General features: G+C 52.9%; 11 protein-coding genes. 8 read left to right on the top strand and 3 right to left on the bottom strand.

Translation table 11 applies throughout. The features are described from left to right. Entirely contained in the window at window positions 1–552 is a 552-nt protein-coding gene (locus tag CMUST_RS16435; RefSeq protein WP_158408243.1) for a phosphatase PAP2 family protein, read from the top strand. On the opposite strand, the gene CMUST_RS14015 is transcribed toward CMUST_RS16435, so the two are convergent. From CMUST_RS14015 to CMUST_RS14005, 3 genes are all read right to left on the bottom strand, one after another. Next, window positions 493–1842: a DUF5129 domain-containing protein gene (locus CMUST_RS14015; protein WP_047263034.1), complete on the bottom strand. Its 1350-nt coding sequence runs from the start codon at window positions 1840–1842 to the stop codon at window positions 493–495. The two genes, CMUST_RS16435 and CMUST_RS14015, sit on opposite strands and share 60 nt — an antisense overlap. 79 nt (window positions 1843–1921) lie before the next feature. Then, window positions 1922–3247: an MATE family efflux transporter gene (locus CMUST_RS14010; RefSeq protein WP_047263033.1), complete on the bottom strand. Its 1326-nt coding sequence runs from the start codon at window positions 3245–3247 to the stop codon at window positions 1922–1924. 189 nt (window positions 3248–3436) lie between these two features. Next, entirely contained in the window at window positions 3437–5101 is a 1665-nt protein-coding gene (locus CMUST_RS14005) for a VaFE repeat-containing surface-anchored protein (protein ID WP_144414233.1), read from the bottom strand. A 930-nt stretch (window positions 5102–6031) separates the two neighbouring features. On the opposite strand from CMUST_RS14005, the gene CMUST_RS14000 reads away from it, so the two are divergent. The 7 genes from CMUST_RS14000 to CMUST_RS13970 all read left to right on the top strand — a co-directional run bounded on the left by CMUST_RS14000 (window position 6032) and on the right by CMUST_RS13970 (window position 15335). After that, the gene (locus CMUST_RS14000) at window positions 6032–7990 is read left to right on the top strand and encodes a glycosyltransferase (RefSeq protein ID WP_047263032.1); all 1959 of its coding nucleotides are present in this window, start codon (window positions 6032–6034) and stop codon (window positions 7988–7990) included. Between the two features lie 6 nt (window positions 7991–7996). After that, a complete protein-coding gene (locus tag CMUST_RS13995; RefSeq protein ID WP_047263031.1) occupies window positions 7997–8515 on the top strand; it encodes a phosphatase PAP2 family protein in 519 nt (172 codons plus the stop codon). Further along, window positions 8515–9513 carry a decaprenyl-phosphate phosphoribosyltransferase gene (locus CMUST_RS13990; RefSeq protein ID WP_047263030.1) on the top strand — a complete coding sequence of 333 codons (999 nt, stop codon included), beginning with the start codon at window positions 8515–8517 and terminating at the stop codon, window positions 9511–9513. Before CMUST_RS13995 ends, CMUST_RS13990 begins: the two co-directional genes overlap by 1 nt. Before the next feature lie 42 nt (window positions 9514–9555). Next, window positions 9556–11361 carry a flagellar motor control protein ZomB gene (zomB, locus tag CMUST_RS13985; RefSeq protein ID WP_047263029.1) on the top strand — a complete coding sequence of 602 codons (1806 nt, stop codon included), beginning with the start codon at window positions 9556–9558 and terminating at the stop codon, window positions 11359–11361. Between the two features lie 243 nt (window positions 11362–11604). Next, window positions 11605–12621, top strand: coding sequence for an alpha/beta hydrolase (locus CMUST_RS13980; RefSeq protein WP_047263028.1), 1017 nt, complete (start codon window positions 11605–11607; stop codon window positions 12619–12621). A 306-nt stretch (window positions 12622–12927) separates the two neighbouring features. Then, window positions 12928–14856 (top strand): alpha/beta hydrolase-fold protein, encoded by a 1929-nt coding sequence (locus CMUST_RS13975; protein ID WP_047263027.1) that lies wholly within the window; start codon window positions 12928–12930, stop codon window positions 14854–14856. After that, window positions 14856–15335: a DUF732 domain-containing protein gene (locus CMUST_RS13970; protein ID WP_047263026.1), complete on the top strand. Its 480-nt coding sequence runs from the start codon at window positions 14856–14858 to the stop codon at window positions 15333–15335. Before CMUST_RS13975 ends, CMUST_RS13970 begins: the two co-directional genes overlap by 1 nt. Window positions 15336–15339: the final 4 nt, after the last annotated feature.

The following is a 15339-nucleotide window of genomic DNA, read 5'->3' as shown; positions in this document are numbered from 1 at the left end:
GTGGATCAAGTGGTGTTGGAATTCTTCGTAGAACATCGGGTGGGAATGCTCACTGAGTTTTTGGCGGTGCTCAGTGAACTGACCCGCCCGAGGTATCTGTGCATCTACGCGGTTGTGATTAGTAGTATCGCCGCGTGGCGCAAGAAGCCAGCTGCCTGGGGTATGGCAACCTCGGTGATTCTGGCTGGGATTTTCAACACCGTGATTAAAGAATTTGTGGAACGCCCGCGGCCACCTATTTCGGTGCGGGCGGTGGTAGAGACAAGTTCCGCGATGCCGTCGGGGCACACGATGGTTATTTTCGCCGCCGCTACCAGTCTGACGGTGGTTTTTGGTGGGCGGCGATTATGGTCCGTGTGGTTACTTGCGGTGCTGGTCGCGGCGGCGCGGCTGTATCTTGGGGTGCATTGGTTCAGCGACGTTGTCGTGGGTGCGGTTTTAGGGTGCGCCACCGCACTCGTGGTGTGGTGGGTGACGTATCGAATGACGAGGTTAGAACCGGCCGCTGACACCCGCGCCGCTGAATCCACCAGAGAACGAGGTGCTGTTTGAGCTGCTACTGCTTGAGGTGGCGGCTTGGGCTTCTTGGTCCATCGTGTGCATGATCATGTACGGCACGTAACCGTTGTATCCATAACCCGGACGCCAATCGGAGGAGCCGAGCGTTGGGGCGTGAGTGGTTTCAGGAACGTGTGTGAATTGCTCTTCGCGGACATGGGTGAGAATCGTCTGGTAATCCTTGATTAGCCGCGCGTAGTCGGAGATGAACTGCGGTGACCCCAGCTGGTTGAAAAGTGCGTCACATCGATTTTGCAAGGCTGTGATGGCTTCGCGGTGAGCGGGCTTTTCGGTTTTGAGGCTTCCACTTAAGATGTCACTGCGGATGTCTTCTAGTTGGTTGCGTCGGGTGGCGATGTCGCCGGTTTCCAGCTTGTGCAAGGTCTCAAGGTTTTTCTCGGCGGCGACGACTTGTTCCACTTTTTCGTGGATCGTTGCGATTTTCTTGGCGTGTTTGTACAGGGTTTTGTCCTCGGGGCCGCTGAATTCAGGCAGGCTCATCATGTCCTCGTGGACGGCTAAGAAACCGTCGCGGATGTCTTCCCACTGTGAGCGCAGTTCGGCGTCGACAAGCGGGTTATTGAGGTTGTTTGCTTGTACGTCGATACGGGTGAGTTCCTGGGCGAGTCGGCCGTAGTTTTGGGAAATGAAGTCGTATTGTTCGCGGGCGGTGGCGCGGGTTTTCTTCCTGGTGGCAGCGATTGCGGCGAAAAGCCCTCCGAGCGTGCTTATTCCTAATCCGGAGAAAAGGATGATCGGAATGATATTCGAACCGGGTTCCTCCGGGCCTGCAGCGACGGTATCGACACCGGTTTTGAGCCCGGCCACCCAGTTGCCGTCGCCAAGCGCAGGCTTCATTTCGTCAACGAACCGATCCGGGTTGCTGCGCAGCTGAATGACATTGTCGACGTCGTCCCCTACATACGTGCCGACGAGGCGGCTTTCAGTGGCTAGCGCAAAGGTGACGGAACCGTCCGCGAATTTATCCTGGGTGGGGTTGAGCAGATCGGGGCGGTTGGATTTCAGATAGTTAACAACGAAGTCGTTGAAAGGTTCGTCACCATGGCGTAACACGATGAAGGTCACGGTAGTGATCGGTTCAGGTAACGGTGCTTGTTCGGTATATGTGGTTAGGTCCTGTTCTTCTGCTTCGCTGAGGATGTCGTCGGGATCGATGATCTCGACGCTGGTCGCTACTTGTGCGTAGGCGTAACTGCCGCCGAAAACGCCGAGCGTGAGCACCGAAAAGAGTAAGGCTGATACAAGCGCGAAGAATCGAGACATGGTTTCATAGTAGCTTTTTACTTTTCGACGCCTTAAGGGTGCAACTAAAACGTTACGCAGTTTAGATATGTAAAACTTGCTACTTTTCGTTCGTCAGTTGGACATATCGGGTAACTTGCCAATGGCTTAACACGCATCGAAACAGCCAATACGCACCGATGCCAATAAACGGCAATATGCCATCACTTAGCAGGCAGAACGCTAATGCTATAGGGATTTGAGCGCACCACACACCAACTGCATTGCTTATGAACTCGTGATTGGTTAGCCCAAATAAGTGTAAGAGTGTCACATTCGCATATGTCACACCGGCCAGCGGGCACAGTGCCGCAACGATAACCGCCGATACCCTAAACGCGCTGTTCACATCCGGATCGGGGGATATGACCGGGGAAACAGCCAGGCTTATCAGCAGAATAACCCCGCCGGAGATAAAACCGATCGTGAAGAATGTGCGGCGCAGCTCAGGGGTGCCTTTTTTAATGGTGTTGCGGTGTGTAGAAAACTCTTTCCCCAAAATGTAAAGCGCTGCCGACGAGACACTCGAAATTACGATGAACGCTAGCAAATGAAGCTGCGCGCCGAAGCGCATCCCAGCGACAGCCGCCGCGCCGGAAACCGCGATAATCATTGTGAACGCTATATTCCCGCCATAATCCACGAGGGCGGACCAGACCGCTGGTCGCGTCATCTTCTGCCAACCTTTATAGTGTTCGGCCACCGTAGAGTCGGCTACTAGCGAACGGTTCTTCATGATTAATGCGATTAGCACAGGAAGCGGCAGCATTGTGCTGATGGTGCTTCCAATTCCGGCACCCAACGCACCTAATTCTGGTGCCGGGCCGGCTCCGTAAATGAGCACATAATCTATGACAAGGTTTGTCGGCGCAGAGATAAGGAACATAAGTAACGGGATGCGCGTTAAGCCCCATGTGATCAGTGTAATGGACATGGCTGAGCTTGCGACTATTGCTACAAAGCTGGGTGCGCGTGCTGCACTGTAGGAAAACGCGTGTGACCATGTTTCGTTGTCGAAATAGTAGTACCCATATATGGAGGAAGCGATGGTGACAGCTGCAAGTAGCCCAGCGATCGGCAGCAAACTTTTAAGCACGATTGCCAATCCGGCAGTTTCACGGTTAGGTGCGTCGTGACCTCCTGCCCTAGGCGCGAGTATGCGATATGCCATTAACCCACCTTGCAGCATGTTGATGACAAGCTCACAGAGTGCCGCACCCAATGCCACCCCGGCTAGAGCTGCGGTGGAATAGTGAGAGATAAGCAACGAGTCAGTTATTCCGATGAAGATACTTCCAACAGACGATAACAATGCTGGCCAGGTGTACTGATACAGCTCACGTGGTTTTAATAGGCGGTTTTTCCCGACTGATAATTTTTCTCCCATTCGTCACCTCCTCCCGTGCGTTCAAGGTTCATTTCGCAGTCTTGCTGTCAGTAAGGTTATCGCACGAAGTCAGGGGGTATTGCATGTCAGGTTTGGGTACCTTTGCTTTTCGACGCAGCTTTGAGTGCAAATCCAAAACTGCCTCCGCAGCGGTTGCGGAGGCAGTGAGAGACGTTGGGTTCTGGTGGGTTAGCCGCGACGCCGGTTGCGGCTGATGAGAACACCACCGATTGTGACACCAGCTAATGCGATGAGCAGAAGCGGGATGATGCTGCTGACACCGGTGTTAGCTAGGGCTGGTTTTGCCGCAGGGGAGTTCGCAGCTTCGATCTTTGCCACGCCCTTGGCAGGTGGGGCAGGGGTTTCTGACTTTTGCATTCCCTTGACAGGTGCAGCAGGAGCGGCTGGGCTTTCGCCAAGTGGTGGGACTTCGCGGGTCTTGGTGCGGGTTGCAACGACCAGGCCGACTGCGGTGAGGACCAAACCGCCGGCGACGATGGCAGTCGTCGCAACACCGGTTTCGTAATCCATGGAGCCGCCCAAGAAGGATTCAGCAACCTGAACGGTCTGTTTAGCATCGTTGATGTCGGTGTGCTCAGCGATCAGTTTTCCGTTTGCATCGAATGCTCGTTCAAAGACAACCAGGGTCTTACCAGCAAAGCCTTCCGGAACCGTGAACTCGACCTTGACTTCGCCGTTAGGGGTATCCGGGGTGAACGTGACTTCCTGGGTGATGTTGGTTGGTTGAGCTGTGCCGTCTGGAAGCCGTTCCATCAATTCGCCCTTGATGGTGTACTGCTTGCCGACGATCAAACCTTCGTAAGCAACCACGTCAACCACAGTACCGCCCTTATGGGAGAGCTTCTTGTCACTGTCGTGCTTATCGGTTGCGGTGGTACCCAGTTTAAGATCTGTGCCTTCCCAGCTAATTGCTTGTTCAGCTGAAGCAGCACGCTTCTTATCGTGAGTCACGATAAGAGTCTGGCCGTGCACGGTGGCGATGACGGTGATAATCAATGCGCCGTCAATGAGGCTATCGCTAGCCCGTGCGCTAAGTGTTGCACTACCTTTTTCTTCGTCGACCTTGAAATAGAATTCTTGATCTTTACTTATGGAAGATGCTTCGATCGGATTGCCTTCAGCGTCGACGATGATGCCCTTAGGCTCAACGGAAACCTGAAGTTCGCGAGCACCAGTGGTTACAACGAAGGGACCAAAGACGCCATTGTCCTTGCGGATAGCTTTGGAGCTATCAATGACCGGCTTGATCTTTGCCTCCTCCATACCGGTGGATTCGACCCGGCCGGGGTTGTCTTTGAGGTAGTTAAAGAGTTTTTGCTCTTGCTCGTGTTGCTCCGGGCTGGAACCCTCAAGGGCTTCGTACTTAAAGTCATCGGAAGCTATATCCCAGATTGCGCCCTGGGTGACGGAAATGACCGTTTCATCATCCATTGGGGCGGTAATACCAGCGTTGGCTAATAGTTCTTCCTTTGAAATAGCTGGGAAGCTATTAGCTGCAATCCAGTTGATCTTTTGTGCGGCTTCTGGGTTGTTCTTGAAATTGTTGTTACCAGGGAACCCTATCCATTTGGACGTAACTGTAGCGTCGTTTTCTTCGAATACGTCAACGTCGTACTCGATGCAGTAGGCGCGAAGTCCTAGATCTGTGTGGAATAACCGTGCTTTGATGCGGCTGCCATTTTCACGAACAATGACTCGGCCCCATGTGGCTTGCTTCTTGATCTTCACCTTCTTGCCAATTTCGATGCTTGAGGTGGAGTTGTCTTGTGCGTAGGCTGGTCGCACTGCGGTGGCGAATCCGAGTGCCAGAATCACGGCCATAAAGAGGCTCACAAAGAATGCGAACCTGGTTGTTGTGCGATTGAGTCGAAGAAACATATAACCCAACATTTTCTACAGAGGGAGCTTATAAAAGCCCCCGTTAAACCATTTCGATAAGAATGAACGGCTACGTAACTTAGGAAAGCTAACCGGAGTTAGTTAATTGCGTCTATCCGTTTCGGTTGTTGACTTTAGTACAGCGCGTTGGAGAAAAAGCGGTCTAACCCCGTCGCTAAGTAGGGCTGTAGCTAGTATGCGAAGCGACCGGAAAATTTGTTAGTGAATGAAAAAATCCCAGTATGATTTGGCGTCGGTGGGGATCTGGTCGGGCATGGTTGTTGTGGGTGATTGGTGTCAAATATATGCGTTTTCAGTTATGTGTTGCACGATAAATGCGAGGTTGAATCAGTTAAGTAGTGCTGTCGGCTGGGGGTCTGATGTCTGTGTGTAACAGGTAAGCAAACGGTAATTTTCACCCCGAAGCACTATCGCTAAAACTTGCTGACATCAAGGGGTGGTATGTGTAAACATTTCTAAGAATTAATAACAAGTTAAGTTTTAGTTAAGTTTAATTTTGCATAAAGTTTATGATTAATTATTGGGTTTCTAAATGTTGCATTGGGGAAAATTACCCCCATGTAAAGCTCGGGGTGGAAAAATTTTCACGATAAAACCACCTGTGGCCAGTGATGCTTTAATGCATGCGTTGAAAAAGAATAATTGGGTCTGCATGGTTATCGTTGGCGGGATCGGGAGTACGTTATTGGTTAAAAGTGTTTTTTAATGAAAATTCTTAGATATTCTCTATTGATACTCCGGAGTGCCGGGCTCAAAACTCTCAATATCGAAAAAACCGCGTTGTTTTGGGCGCAGCTAGGTACAACCCACTACGCTTAGAACCACAATCTTTAAAGATCATTTGTGGAAAGGCTCAAAAGTTACATGAAAGAGAATCAGCTTCAGCGATTCCTCCTGCCGCGTCTTGGCGAGCCCCATGACGTACGCATGTTGTATTTAATCGAGTCGGAATACAACACCGGCCGTGCAACGTGGTCGGATCGCACATCAATTACGGTACCGGCAGGCAATGAGCTTAGTTTCCTTACTTATTTCAATGCCTTTCCTGCAAGCTACTGGCGCCGTTGGTCGCAATTGGACTCGGTCATTCTGAAAGTAGAAGTCAGTGGAACAGCTCGGGTTGACGTGTTCCGCTCGAAGATCGATGGTGCACGCATTGCTGTTGCTGGCGAGGTTGTTACCGATGGGGTGGCGGAATTTGAACTATCACTCGCTCCTTTTGAAGATGGTGGCTGGATGTGGTGGGATCTCACCGCAGAATCCGATGTGACAATAACGGCTGCTGGATGGTTTGCGCCGCACGCTCCTAAGCCGCAGATTATGCCGGACGGTGTCGAAGTGGGGCCGTTTGAGCCGCGTGTCACCGTGGGTATCCCCACTTTTAACCGACCATCAGACGCGGTTGCAGCACTTGAGGCATTGGCATCAGACCCAGAAGTTGATGCCGTGATCGATGCCATCATCATGCCGGATCAAGGTAATAAGCACCCAGCTGACGAGCCGGGTTATGTCCAAGCAACCAAGCATTTCGCGGGTAGGTTCTTCGAGTTTCGTCAGGGCAACCTCGGCGGCTCAGGCGGTTACTCTCGCATAATGTATGAGGCCCTGGGCGATGGCGATGCAGGGGCGGCGAAATCGCCCTACATTTTGTACATGGATGACGACATCGCCATTGAACCAGATTCCATTTTGCGGGCATTAGCTGCCGCCCGCTACGCAAAAACCCCGATGCTTATAGGTGGGCAAATGCTGAATCTGCAGGAACGTAGCCACCTGCATTCGATGGGTGAGGTCGTCGGTCGGCATGACTTCATGTGGACGTCCGCGCCACACGTACATTACGACCACGATTTTGCCGCCCACCCACTGTCTGATCGCGGCAAGTTTGGCGACAGGCCAGATGCGCCTAATTCACGGGACCTGCACCGCCGAATCGACGTGGACTATAACGGCTGGTGGATGTGCATGATCCCCCGGTTGGTGGCGGAGAAAATTGGCCAGCCACTACCGCTGTTTATCAAATGGGACGACGCGGAATATGGGCTTCGGGCAGGACAACACGGCTTCCCAACCGCAACCTGGCCGGGTATCGCGATTTGGCATATGGCTTGGTCGGATAAGGATGATGCCATCGACTGGCAGGCGTATTTCCATCTGCGGAACCGGTTGATCGTCGCAGCTATGCAGCACGAAGGGCCAATCGATGGCATTGTGCGCAGTATGCTCAAGGCCACGATCAAGCACTTGATGTGCTTGGAATACTCGACGGTGGCAATTCAGATTGAGGCGATCAAAGATTTCCTTGCTGGTCCAGATCAACTGTTTGACATTCTGGAAAGCTCGCTGCCGCGTATCGCCGCCATCCGCAAGACCTATCCTGATGCAGTTATCTTGCCGTCTGCTGCGGATTTGCCGCGCCCCTCTGGGGCGCCGGGCGTGCCAACCAAGGACATCGGCGGCAGGTTGGCGCCGATTAAAAAAGCAGTGTGGTTGGCGAAGGGCATTAAGCATTCCCTGCGCCCAGCTGATCCCGCACACTATGAAGTGCCACAAGCGAACTTTGCCCCCATTGAAGCACGCTGGTTCTCACTTTCACGGGTCGACGGTGCTACGGTAACCACCGCAGACGGTCGGGGAGTTGTGTATCGGAAGCGGGATCTGGAGAAAGCTAAGGATTTGTTCCGACAAACTCGCGCGCTGCACAAGCAGCTGACGGAGCGCTTCGATCAGCTGCGGGAAGATTATCGCGCTGCCCATCCACGTTTGGTGAGTAGAGAAGCATGGGCCGAAATTTTCGAACCAGAATTGGGTGAAAAGGCGTAACTTGGCATGACTGAATCAGACATTCTTGTTGCCGTGCAACGAAAACTTGCACAACCAGGGATTCTTAGCGGTGCCCGAGCTCTTAGTCACTTTGGTGAGCATGCACTGGGCTGGATTGGGCTTGGTGCACTGGGGGCATTGATAGATAAAAACCGGCGGTGCCAGTGGCTGAAATTGATTGTCGCTGCGCTTTTAAGTCACGCGATCAGTGTCGTCGTCAAGCGAATCGTGCGGCGTAAACGCCCCCACGATCCGCGCATTGCGGTAGGAGTAGGCACACCGAGCAAGCTGAGTTTCCCGAGCTCACATGCAACATCAACCACGGCGGCGCTGGTGAGCCTTGCAAAGATTACGCGTAACCCGTTGCCCCTGATTGGTGTGCCAGTGATGATGCTTTCCCGTATGGTGCTAGGTGTTCACTATCCCACGGACGTGCTTGCTGGTGCACTCGTGGGTGCCGCGACGGCGGAGGCTGTCGCTAATGCTTCGAATAAGCTACCCGCACGGTGGAGGAAAGGAAAGTAGTGACTGACTCATCTAGCATCATCGGTTCCGAGCCGCACACCGAAGGCATTGTTGAAGAACAACAACACGAGGCCAGCGGCAAAAAGCCCCCGAAGAATCTCTTTGACGGGATAATCAAGGCGCTACGGCCAAAGCAGTGGGTCAAGAATGTTTTGGTGCTAGCTGCCCCGCTTGCAGCTGGCGCCGAGGCGCTTTTCGACGCCCAAACGTTGATCGACATCGCGATTGCTTTTGCAGTGTTCTGCATGGCGGCGTCGTCAATCTACCTGATTAACGACGCCCGCGATGTGGAAGCAGATCGCGCTCACCCCACTAAACGATTCCGTCCAATCGCTGCTGGCGTGTTGCCCGTGACATTGGCTTATGTCATGGCGGTGCTGCTCATCGTCGCCTCAATAGGGGTTAGCTACGTGGCATCGTCGGGGCATGGTCTGGCGATTGTTATGGCAGTTTATATTGCGTTACAGCTGGGTTACTGCTTCGGCTGGAAACATCAGCCAGTAATAGATATTGCTCTGGTCAGTTCCGGTTTTATGCTGCGCGCCATGGCTGGCGGTGTTGCCGCTGGAATCGGCCTTTCACAATGGTTCTTACTGGTCGCAGCATTCGGCTCGTTGTTTATGGCTTCCGGCAAACGCTACGCCGAGATTCTGTTGGCGCAAAGTTCCGGTGCAAAGATTCGTAAGTCGCTGGAAGGGTATACCCCAACCTATTTGCGTTTCGTCTGGACCTTGGCAGCGACTGCCGTCGTAATTTCCTATGCCCTATGGGGCTTTGAGATGGCTCGGGTATCTGACAGCACCACTGCCGTCTGGTACCAGGTGTCGATGGTGCCATTTACCGTGGCGATTCTGCGATATGCGGCCGATGTTGATCGGGGTGCAGGTGGCGCACCAGACGAACTCGCGCTAACCGATCGAACTCTTCAAGTCCTAGCCCTTGCGTGGCTTGCCTGTATCACAATCGCGGTTTACGTAGTGCCGATCGTTACGGCATAGGCGGTATTAACTAAACCTAATGGCTTGCTAATATGGCTAGCTATGACAAACGCCCGTTCGCTCACGTCCGTCACAGGATTGCTCTCCGCAATCATGGTTGCTGCCCTGGCCTTCTATGGCGGGTGGCAGCGTAAATGGATAAGTGATGACGGGCTTATAGTGTTGCGGACAGTGCGTAATCTTCTGGCTGGAAATGGGCCAGTTTTCAACGCCGGCGAACGAGTTGAGGCGAATACCTCCACCCTGTGGCAATACATCATTTACCTCGGCGCGTTGGTGAGCGACGCCCGGCTGGAAACCATTGCCATGTGGGCCGCCCTGATTTTCACCACTCTCGCGCTATTTATTGCAACCTACGCTACCGCGCAACTACATCGCGGATCTTCTGCAGTGGCGCTCATTCCGTTCGGCGGGATTATATATATCGCGCTGCCGCCGGCCCGTGATTTCGCCACCTCTGGTTTGGAATGGGGACTGTCCATTCTATGGATCGCGGTTCAATGGTTGCTTTTGGTGATGTGGGCGCGCTCCGACAAACTGCGCTGGGTTTATTTGCTTGCGTTTTGGTCTGGAATGAGTTGGTTGGTGCGCCCCGAACTTGCGCTTTACGGTGGTCTGGCCGGGATTATTCTCCTAGCCTTTGAGCGGAAAAGCTGGTGGAAAATTCTCCTCGTAGCGATCCCTGTTCCGCTGAGTTACCAAATCTTTCGCATGGGCTACTACGGACTGTTGGTGCCACATACCGCCGTCGCAAAGTCAGCATCAGGATCGCAATGGGCGAACGGATGGAAGTACCTGGCTGATTTCAGCCAGCCGTACGCCATGTGGATCGCAGCGATTATCGTAATTGTGCTTGCTGTATTCACGATCCCACCGCTTGTGACTACGAAAAAACACCGTGTCATTATCGCCTTGGTGATCGCCTGTGCCACTATTCATTTTCTATACATCATGCGGGTAGGTGGCGATTTTATGCACGGCCGCATGTTATTGCTACCGCTTTTTACACTTTTACTTCCACTCGGAGTCGTTGCTATTAACCGGAACTTTATGGTTTCGGTTGTAACCGGAATCCTGGTGGTATGCGGCATGGGCTGGGCGACGGCAGCCGTGATTGGCGGACACCCGTATCAATTGCCAGAAGAAGGCCAAGAGCTAGACATCGTCGACGAACGAACATTTTGGCAATTGGCGAGCTACCGTGACACACCAACATACTTCGCTGAGGACTTTCAAACCGCGCGAAATATGAATCATTTTGTAGAAAAAGTAGCAGTCGGGCGCGAGATGAACGCAGGCCAGCTATTACAAATCCGGTTGAATAAAGAGCCCCTCGTATTGTCATGGGAACCAGTGCCACGTAGCGCCGAAACCGGCGACCTGTCTACAATGCCGATGTCGTTGACCATGATTAACCTCGGTATGACCAGTATGAATGCCCCATTGGACGTGCGGGTTCTCGACAATATGGGGCTGGCAAACCCGCTTGCCGGAAGGCAACCACGTATGCCCGATGCCCGAGTCGGACACGATAAGAACCTGCCGTTGGAATGGCAATTGGCTGATTCTGCGGTCGCCATTGAGGATTTGCCGGAGTGGGTCGATGCGGATTATGTAGAACGCGCCCGCCAGATTCTCTATACCCCGGAATATCAGCGACTGTTTGAGTCCTATCGTGGGCCGATGACCGCTGAGCGTTTCTTCAAAAATATTGTTTATAGTTTCACTGAGGGGCGAAGCTTACAGTTCACCGAAGACCCATACGCCTATGATCAGGCGCTTCCGGTGACTAATCCACAACCGATTAATTGGCCCCGTGAGATAGCGTTAGACCCACCGCGGGGGTAACTTTCCTTAGATAATCTGAAGTTGTGACCCAAAACAAAATATCAATTTTGCGGTACCTTTCTAGCTGGAAAAACTCTATCTATATGAAATCTGCGGCTGGAAAATTGTGAGGAAAACATGTCTTTGGAGTAACAAAACCGGTGGACAAGTTTATATGCCTGTTATAAAGTTTAAACGTTTTCTAGGCTCCATCTAGTGGGGCAATTAAGGCTGCATGCCGCAGACTCATACCATAGGAGAAGCATGAAATTCGTGACACGCGCGATGAAGAAGGTGGCTGCCACGCTCACCGCAATCGCCACTGCCGCGACCGTCATGGTTGCAGGTCAAGGCGTCGCGCAGGCCGGTCCGCGAGACTGGCTGCGCCCAGACGCCACTGGGCACTGTGATTGGGATGCCGTAGGATTCTGGGTTCAGCGTTGCGATGTTTTTTCTCCCGCAATGAACCGCAATATCCAGGTCCAAATTCAGCCTGCACAGCGCGGTGGAAACGCGGGTTTCTACCTGCTTGATGGCGCTCGTGCAACCGAAGTTGCTAACGCATGGACCGTTGATGCCAACGCGCCAGCTAGCTATGTTAACCACAACATCACTCTGGTCATGCCGGTTGGTGGTGCTGGTTCGTTCTATGCTGACTGGTTGGCACCTGCGAGCTACGACAACTCTGGTCCTCATTTTAAGTGGGAAACCTTCCTTACGCAGGAACTTCCGGCATACCTTGAGGCGCACTTCGGCGTGAGTCGCACCAATAACTCCATCGCTGGTTTGTCCATGGGCGGTACTGCCGCATTGAATCTCGCTGCCCGTAATCCAGCACAGTTCCGTCAGGCAATGTCTTGGTCTGGTTACCTGGCTATGACCCTTCCTGGTATGGAAATGATGCTGCGTCTAGCTATGTGGGACGTGGGACGGTTGAATATCAACGCTATGTATGGCGCATTCTTCAACCCACAACGTTTTGAGAATGACCCGATGTGGAACCTTACTGGTTTGCAAGGTAAAGATGTTTACATCTCGGCAGCTAGCGGTTTCTGGAGTGCTGACGACATCGCGCACTACCCATTGAACCAACGGATCACCGGCTCCGTATTGGAGGCATTCAGCTTGTACACCTCAACTCTCTGGGAGTTGAAGGCCCGTACCCAAGGTGTGAAGGTGACCGTGGATTACCCGCCAGCAGGCATTCACAACTGGCACCAGTGGCGGTACCAGCTTGAGCGCACGAAGCCTCGTGTTCTCGATGTTATGAATGCTTGGTAATTTCTTAAAGTTAACTAAAGCGTCGTCAGCAGTTCGTGGCGGCGCTTTATGCATTTTTGCCGAAACGGCGGAGTGTCATTTCCAAAACTCTAAACTTAAACTTAAACTTAAACCAAGTCTTGTGAAATTCGCTGTACCCACATACAGTCGTTAATTACACGGTACTAATATTTGAACATGTGAAAACAGCATAACTTTCGCCCATTCCACTCGTGGTGCTTTCCGGAGGAGGGGAACCTTCGGAGGCTTGAAGTTCACCGGAATGGCGTCCTGTTGTGCTCTTATATATAAAAAGGACCGAAGTTCATGCGCGACACCGCATATCGTTTTAAGCGTCGTTCCCTCTGGATGCTGGCAATCCCAATGGCAATTGGTGTAACTGTGCCTGCCCTAGTCCCTGCGACCGCACTGGCCCAGTCCTCTAACTCTTCCAGTGTTCTTTCCGGACTTACCGACTACCTCAACACCGATGCTGTTGAACGCACCCCAATTCGGGTAGATGAGCGGCCGAATATTTCCGGCTTGCCGCAGGGCGTTTCTGTGGAACGCGTCGAATGGATCACTGACCGGCGGATTGAACTGCAGATCAAATCCGCCGTCATGCCACGAGAATTGGTCAAGGTTCAAATTCTTTTGGCGCGCGACTGGCACTCCAGCCCGGGCCGCCAGTTCCCTGAAGTATGGGCTCTTGATGGTTTGCGCGCCACTGATATCGAATCCGGTTGGACCAGCGAGACCAACATTGAACAGCTATTTGCTGATAAAAACGTCAACGTTATTCTTCCTATCGGCGGCGAGTCGTCGTTCTATGCCGACTGGCTGGAAGAAAATAACGGCAAGCACTATATGTGGGAGTCTTTCCTTACCAAGGAATTGGTTCCTATTTTGAAAAATGGATATCGTTCCAACGGCGACCGCGCAGTATTCGGTCTTTCCATGGGTGGTACTGCTGCGGTAAACCTAGCCGAACGCAATCCAGATCTGTTCAAGTTTGTTGGCTCTTTCTCTGGCTACCTGGATACTACGAGCATCGGTATGCCACAGGCGATTCGTACCGCGCAACAGGATGCTGGCGGATTCGACACCACTGCCATGTGGGGACCGGAAGGTTCACAGCAGTGGATCGACCATGACCCGAAGCTCGGCATCGATGCGCTACGCGGTAAGAAGGTTTATGTTTCCGCAGGCTCTGGCCGTGATGACTTCGGCCAACCAGGGTCTGTTGCGAAGAACCCTGCTAATACCGCGGGTGTTGGCCTGGAGGTTATTTCCCGGATGACCACCCAAACCTTCGTGGATTATGCGAAGCGCGAGGGCGTCGAAGTCACCGCAGTATTCCGTCCATCTGGTGTGCATGACTGGCCATACTGGCAGTTTGAACTCAGCCAGGCGTGGCCGCACATGGCAAGCGCTCTCGGGCTTTCGCAATCCGATCGAGGTGCTGACTGTACCCCAATCGGTGCCATCGCTGACGTGACTAAGAACGGGGTTATCGGCAACTGCGTCAACAATGAATACGACATTGCTGGCGGTAAGGGTGAGGACTTCACCGCAGGCCGCGCCTTCTGGTCGCCAAATACTGGTGCCCACGCGCTTTACGGGCGGATTAATGTTCGCTATACCGAAATGGGCGGCCCTGAATCGTGGTTGGGATTCCCAACCTCTACTGAGCGGGCACTGGCTAATGGTGGTCGGTTTGTCACCTTTGAGCACGGCAATATCTATTGGACCACTCAGACAGGTGCGGTAGCAGTGCCTAGCGATATGATTGCCAAGTGGGGAGAACTGAAGTGGGAAAACGGTGACCTTGGTTACCCAACCTCCGAAGCTGTCGGAATCAACGGTGGCCTGGTTCAGCAATTCCAAGGCGGATTTGTTACTCGCAGTCCAGAGGGCAAGAATCATTGGGTACGCGGCGCAATCGCCGGTAAATATGGCCAGATGGAAGCCGCAAAGTCCAAGTTGGGTTACCCGGTTTCTGATGAAATGCTGATTAAGGGCGGTGCTTTCCAGCAGTTTGAGCATGGCAATATCTACTGGTCCCCAGCGACTGGTGCGCACGTAATCTACTACGGTGATATTTTCGACGCCTGGGGTGACAAACGCTATGAGCAGGGTGAATTTGGCTTCCCTACCGAGGATCACACCATGATCCCAGCCGGTGGTGAGGTTGTGACCTTCCAGGGTGGAAAGATCAGCCAGATCAACGGCAGCATTAAAGAGGAGCGCAACTAATGAACCGCCTTGTTGTTGCAATGCTTGCCGCCGTAACGAGCGTTAGCCTTGTTGCTTGCGGTGGCTCCACCGCAACTGATTCCGCCAGCGAGTCTTCCATTGCGCCGCTGACCCGCGCGGCTAAGCCGTCGACAAGCGGAGAGGCGACAGCTACAAGCAGCAAGACAGCTGCACAGCCGGAGAAAAAGAAGGATCTTCCAGTTGACGGCGCGGCGGAGGAAGTCTCGGAGATTCCGGACCCAGCGATTCAACTAAGTGACGCGGATAAAAACTACCTTGACCTCCTGAAAGACGGGGGAATCAAGGTAGATGGCGTGGAGAACCAAATGATTGGCGCGGCTGAAGTTGTTTGTGGCGATCAATTTCCCGCCGCCGTCCACGCGGTTGCTGGACAGCTGGTGGAACAAAACCGCACCGATTTAACTGCGGAAGAAGTAGTACCGCTTATCGAAAATTCCGCCCGCAAGTCCTATTGTTGATGGT

This window comes from Corynebacterium mustelae (assembly GCF_001020985.1).
GTDB classification, from domain to species: Bacteria; Actinomycetota; Actinomycetes; order Mycobacteriales; family Mycobacteriaceae; genus Corynebacterium; species Corynebacterium mustelae.
This window is presented reverse-complemented; position numbering and strand designations above follow the sequence as displayed.

Excerpts from the sequence above, each read along its gene's own strand:
- CMUST_RS13970 (WP_047263026.1), top strand. The coding sequence starts at position 14,856 with ATGAACCGCCTTGTTGTTGCAATGCTTGCCGCCGTAACGAGCGTTAGC.
- CMUST_RS14015 (WP_047263034.1), bottom strand. The coding sequence starts at position 1,842 with ATGTCTCGATTCTTCGCGCTTGTATCAGCCTTACTCTTTTCGGTGCTC.
- CMUST_RS14010 (WP_047263033.1), bottom strand. The coding sequence starts at position 3,247 with ATGGGAGAAAAATTATCAGTCGGGAAAAACCGCCTATTAAAACCACGT.
- zomB (WP_047263029.1), top strand. The coding sequence starts at position 9,556 with ATGACAAACGCCCGTTCGCTCACGTCCGTCACAGGATTGCTCTCCGCA.
- CMUST_RS13975 (WP_047263027.1), top strand. The coding sequence starts at position 12,928 with ATGCGCGACACCGCATATCGTTTTAAGCGTCGTTCCCTCTGGATGCTG.
- CMUST_RS13980 (WP_047263028.1), top strand. The coding sequence starts at position 11,605 with ATGAAATTCGTGACACGCGCGATGAAGAAGGTGGCTGCCACGCTCACC.
- CMUST_RS13995 (WP_047263031.1), top strand. The coding sequence starts at position 7,997 with ATGACTGAATCAGACATTCTTGTTGCCGTGCAACGAAAACTTGCACAA.
- CMUST_RS14000 (WP_047263032.1), top strand. The coding sequence starts at position 6,032 with ATGAAAGAGAATCAGCTTCAGCGATTCCTCCTGCCGCGTCTTGGCGAG.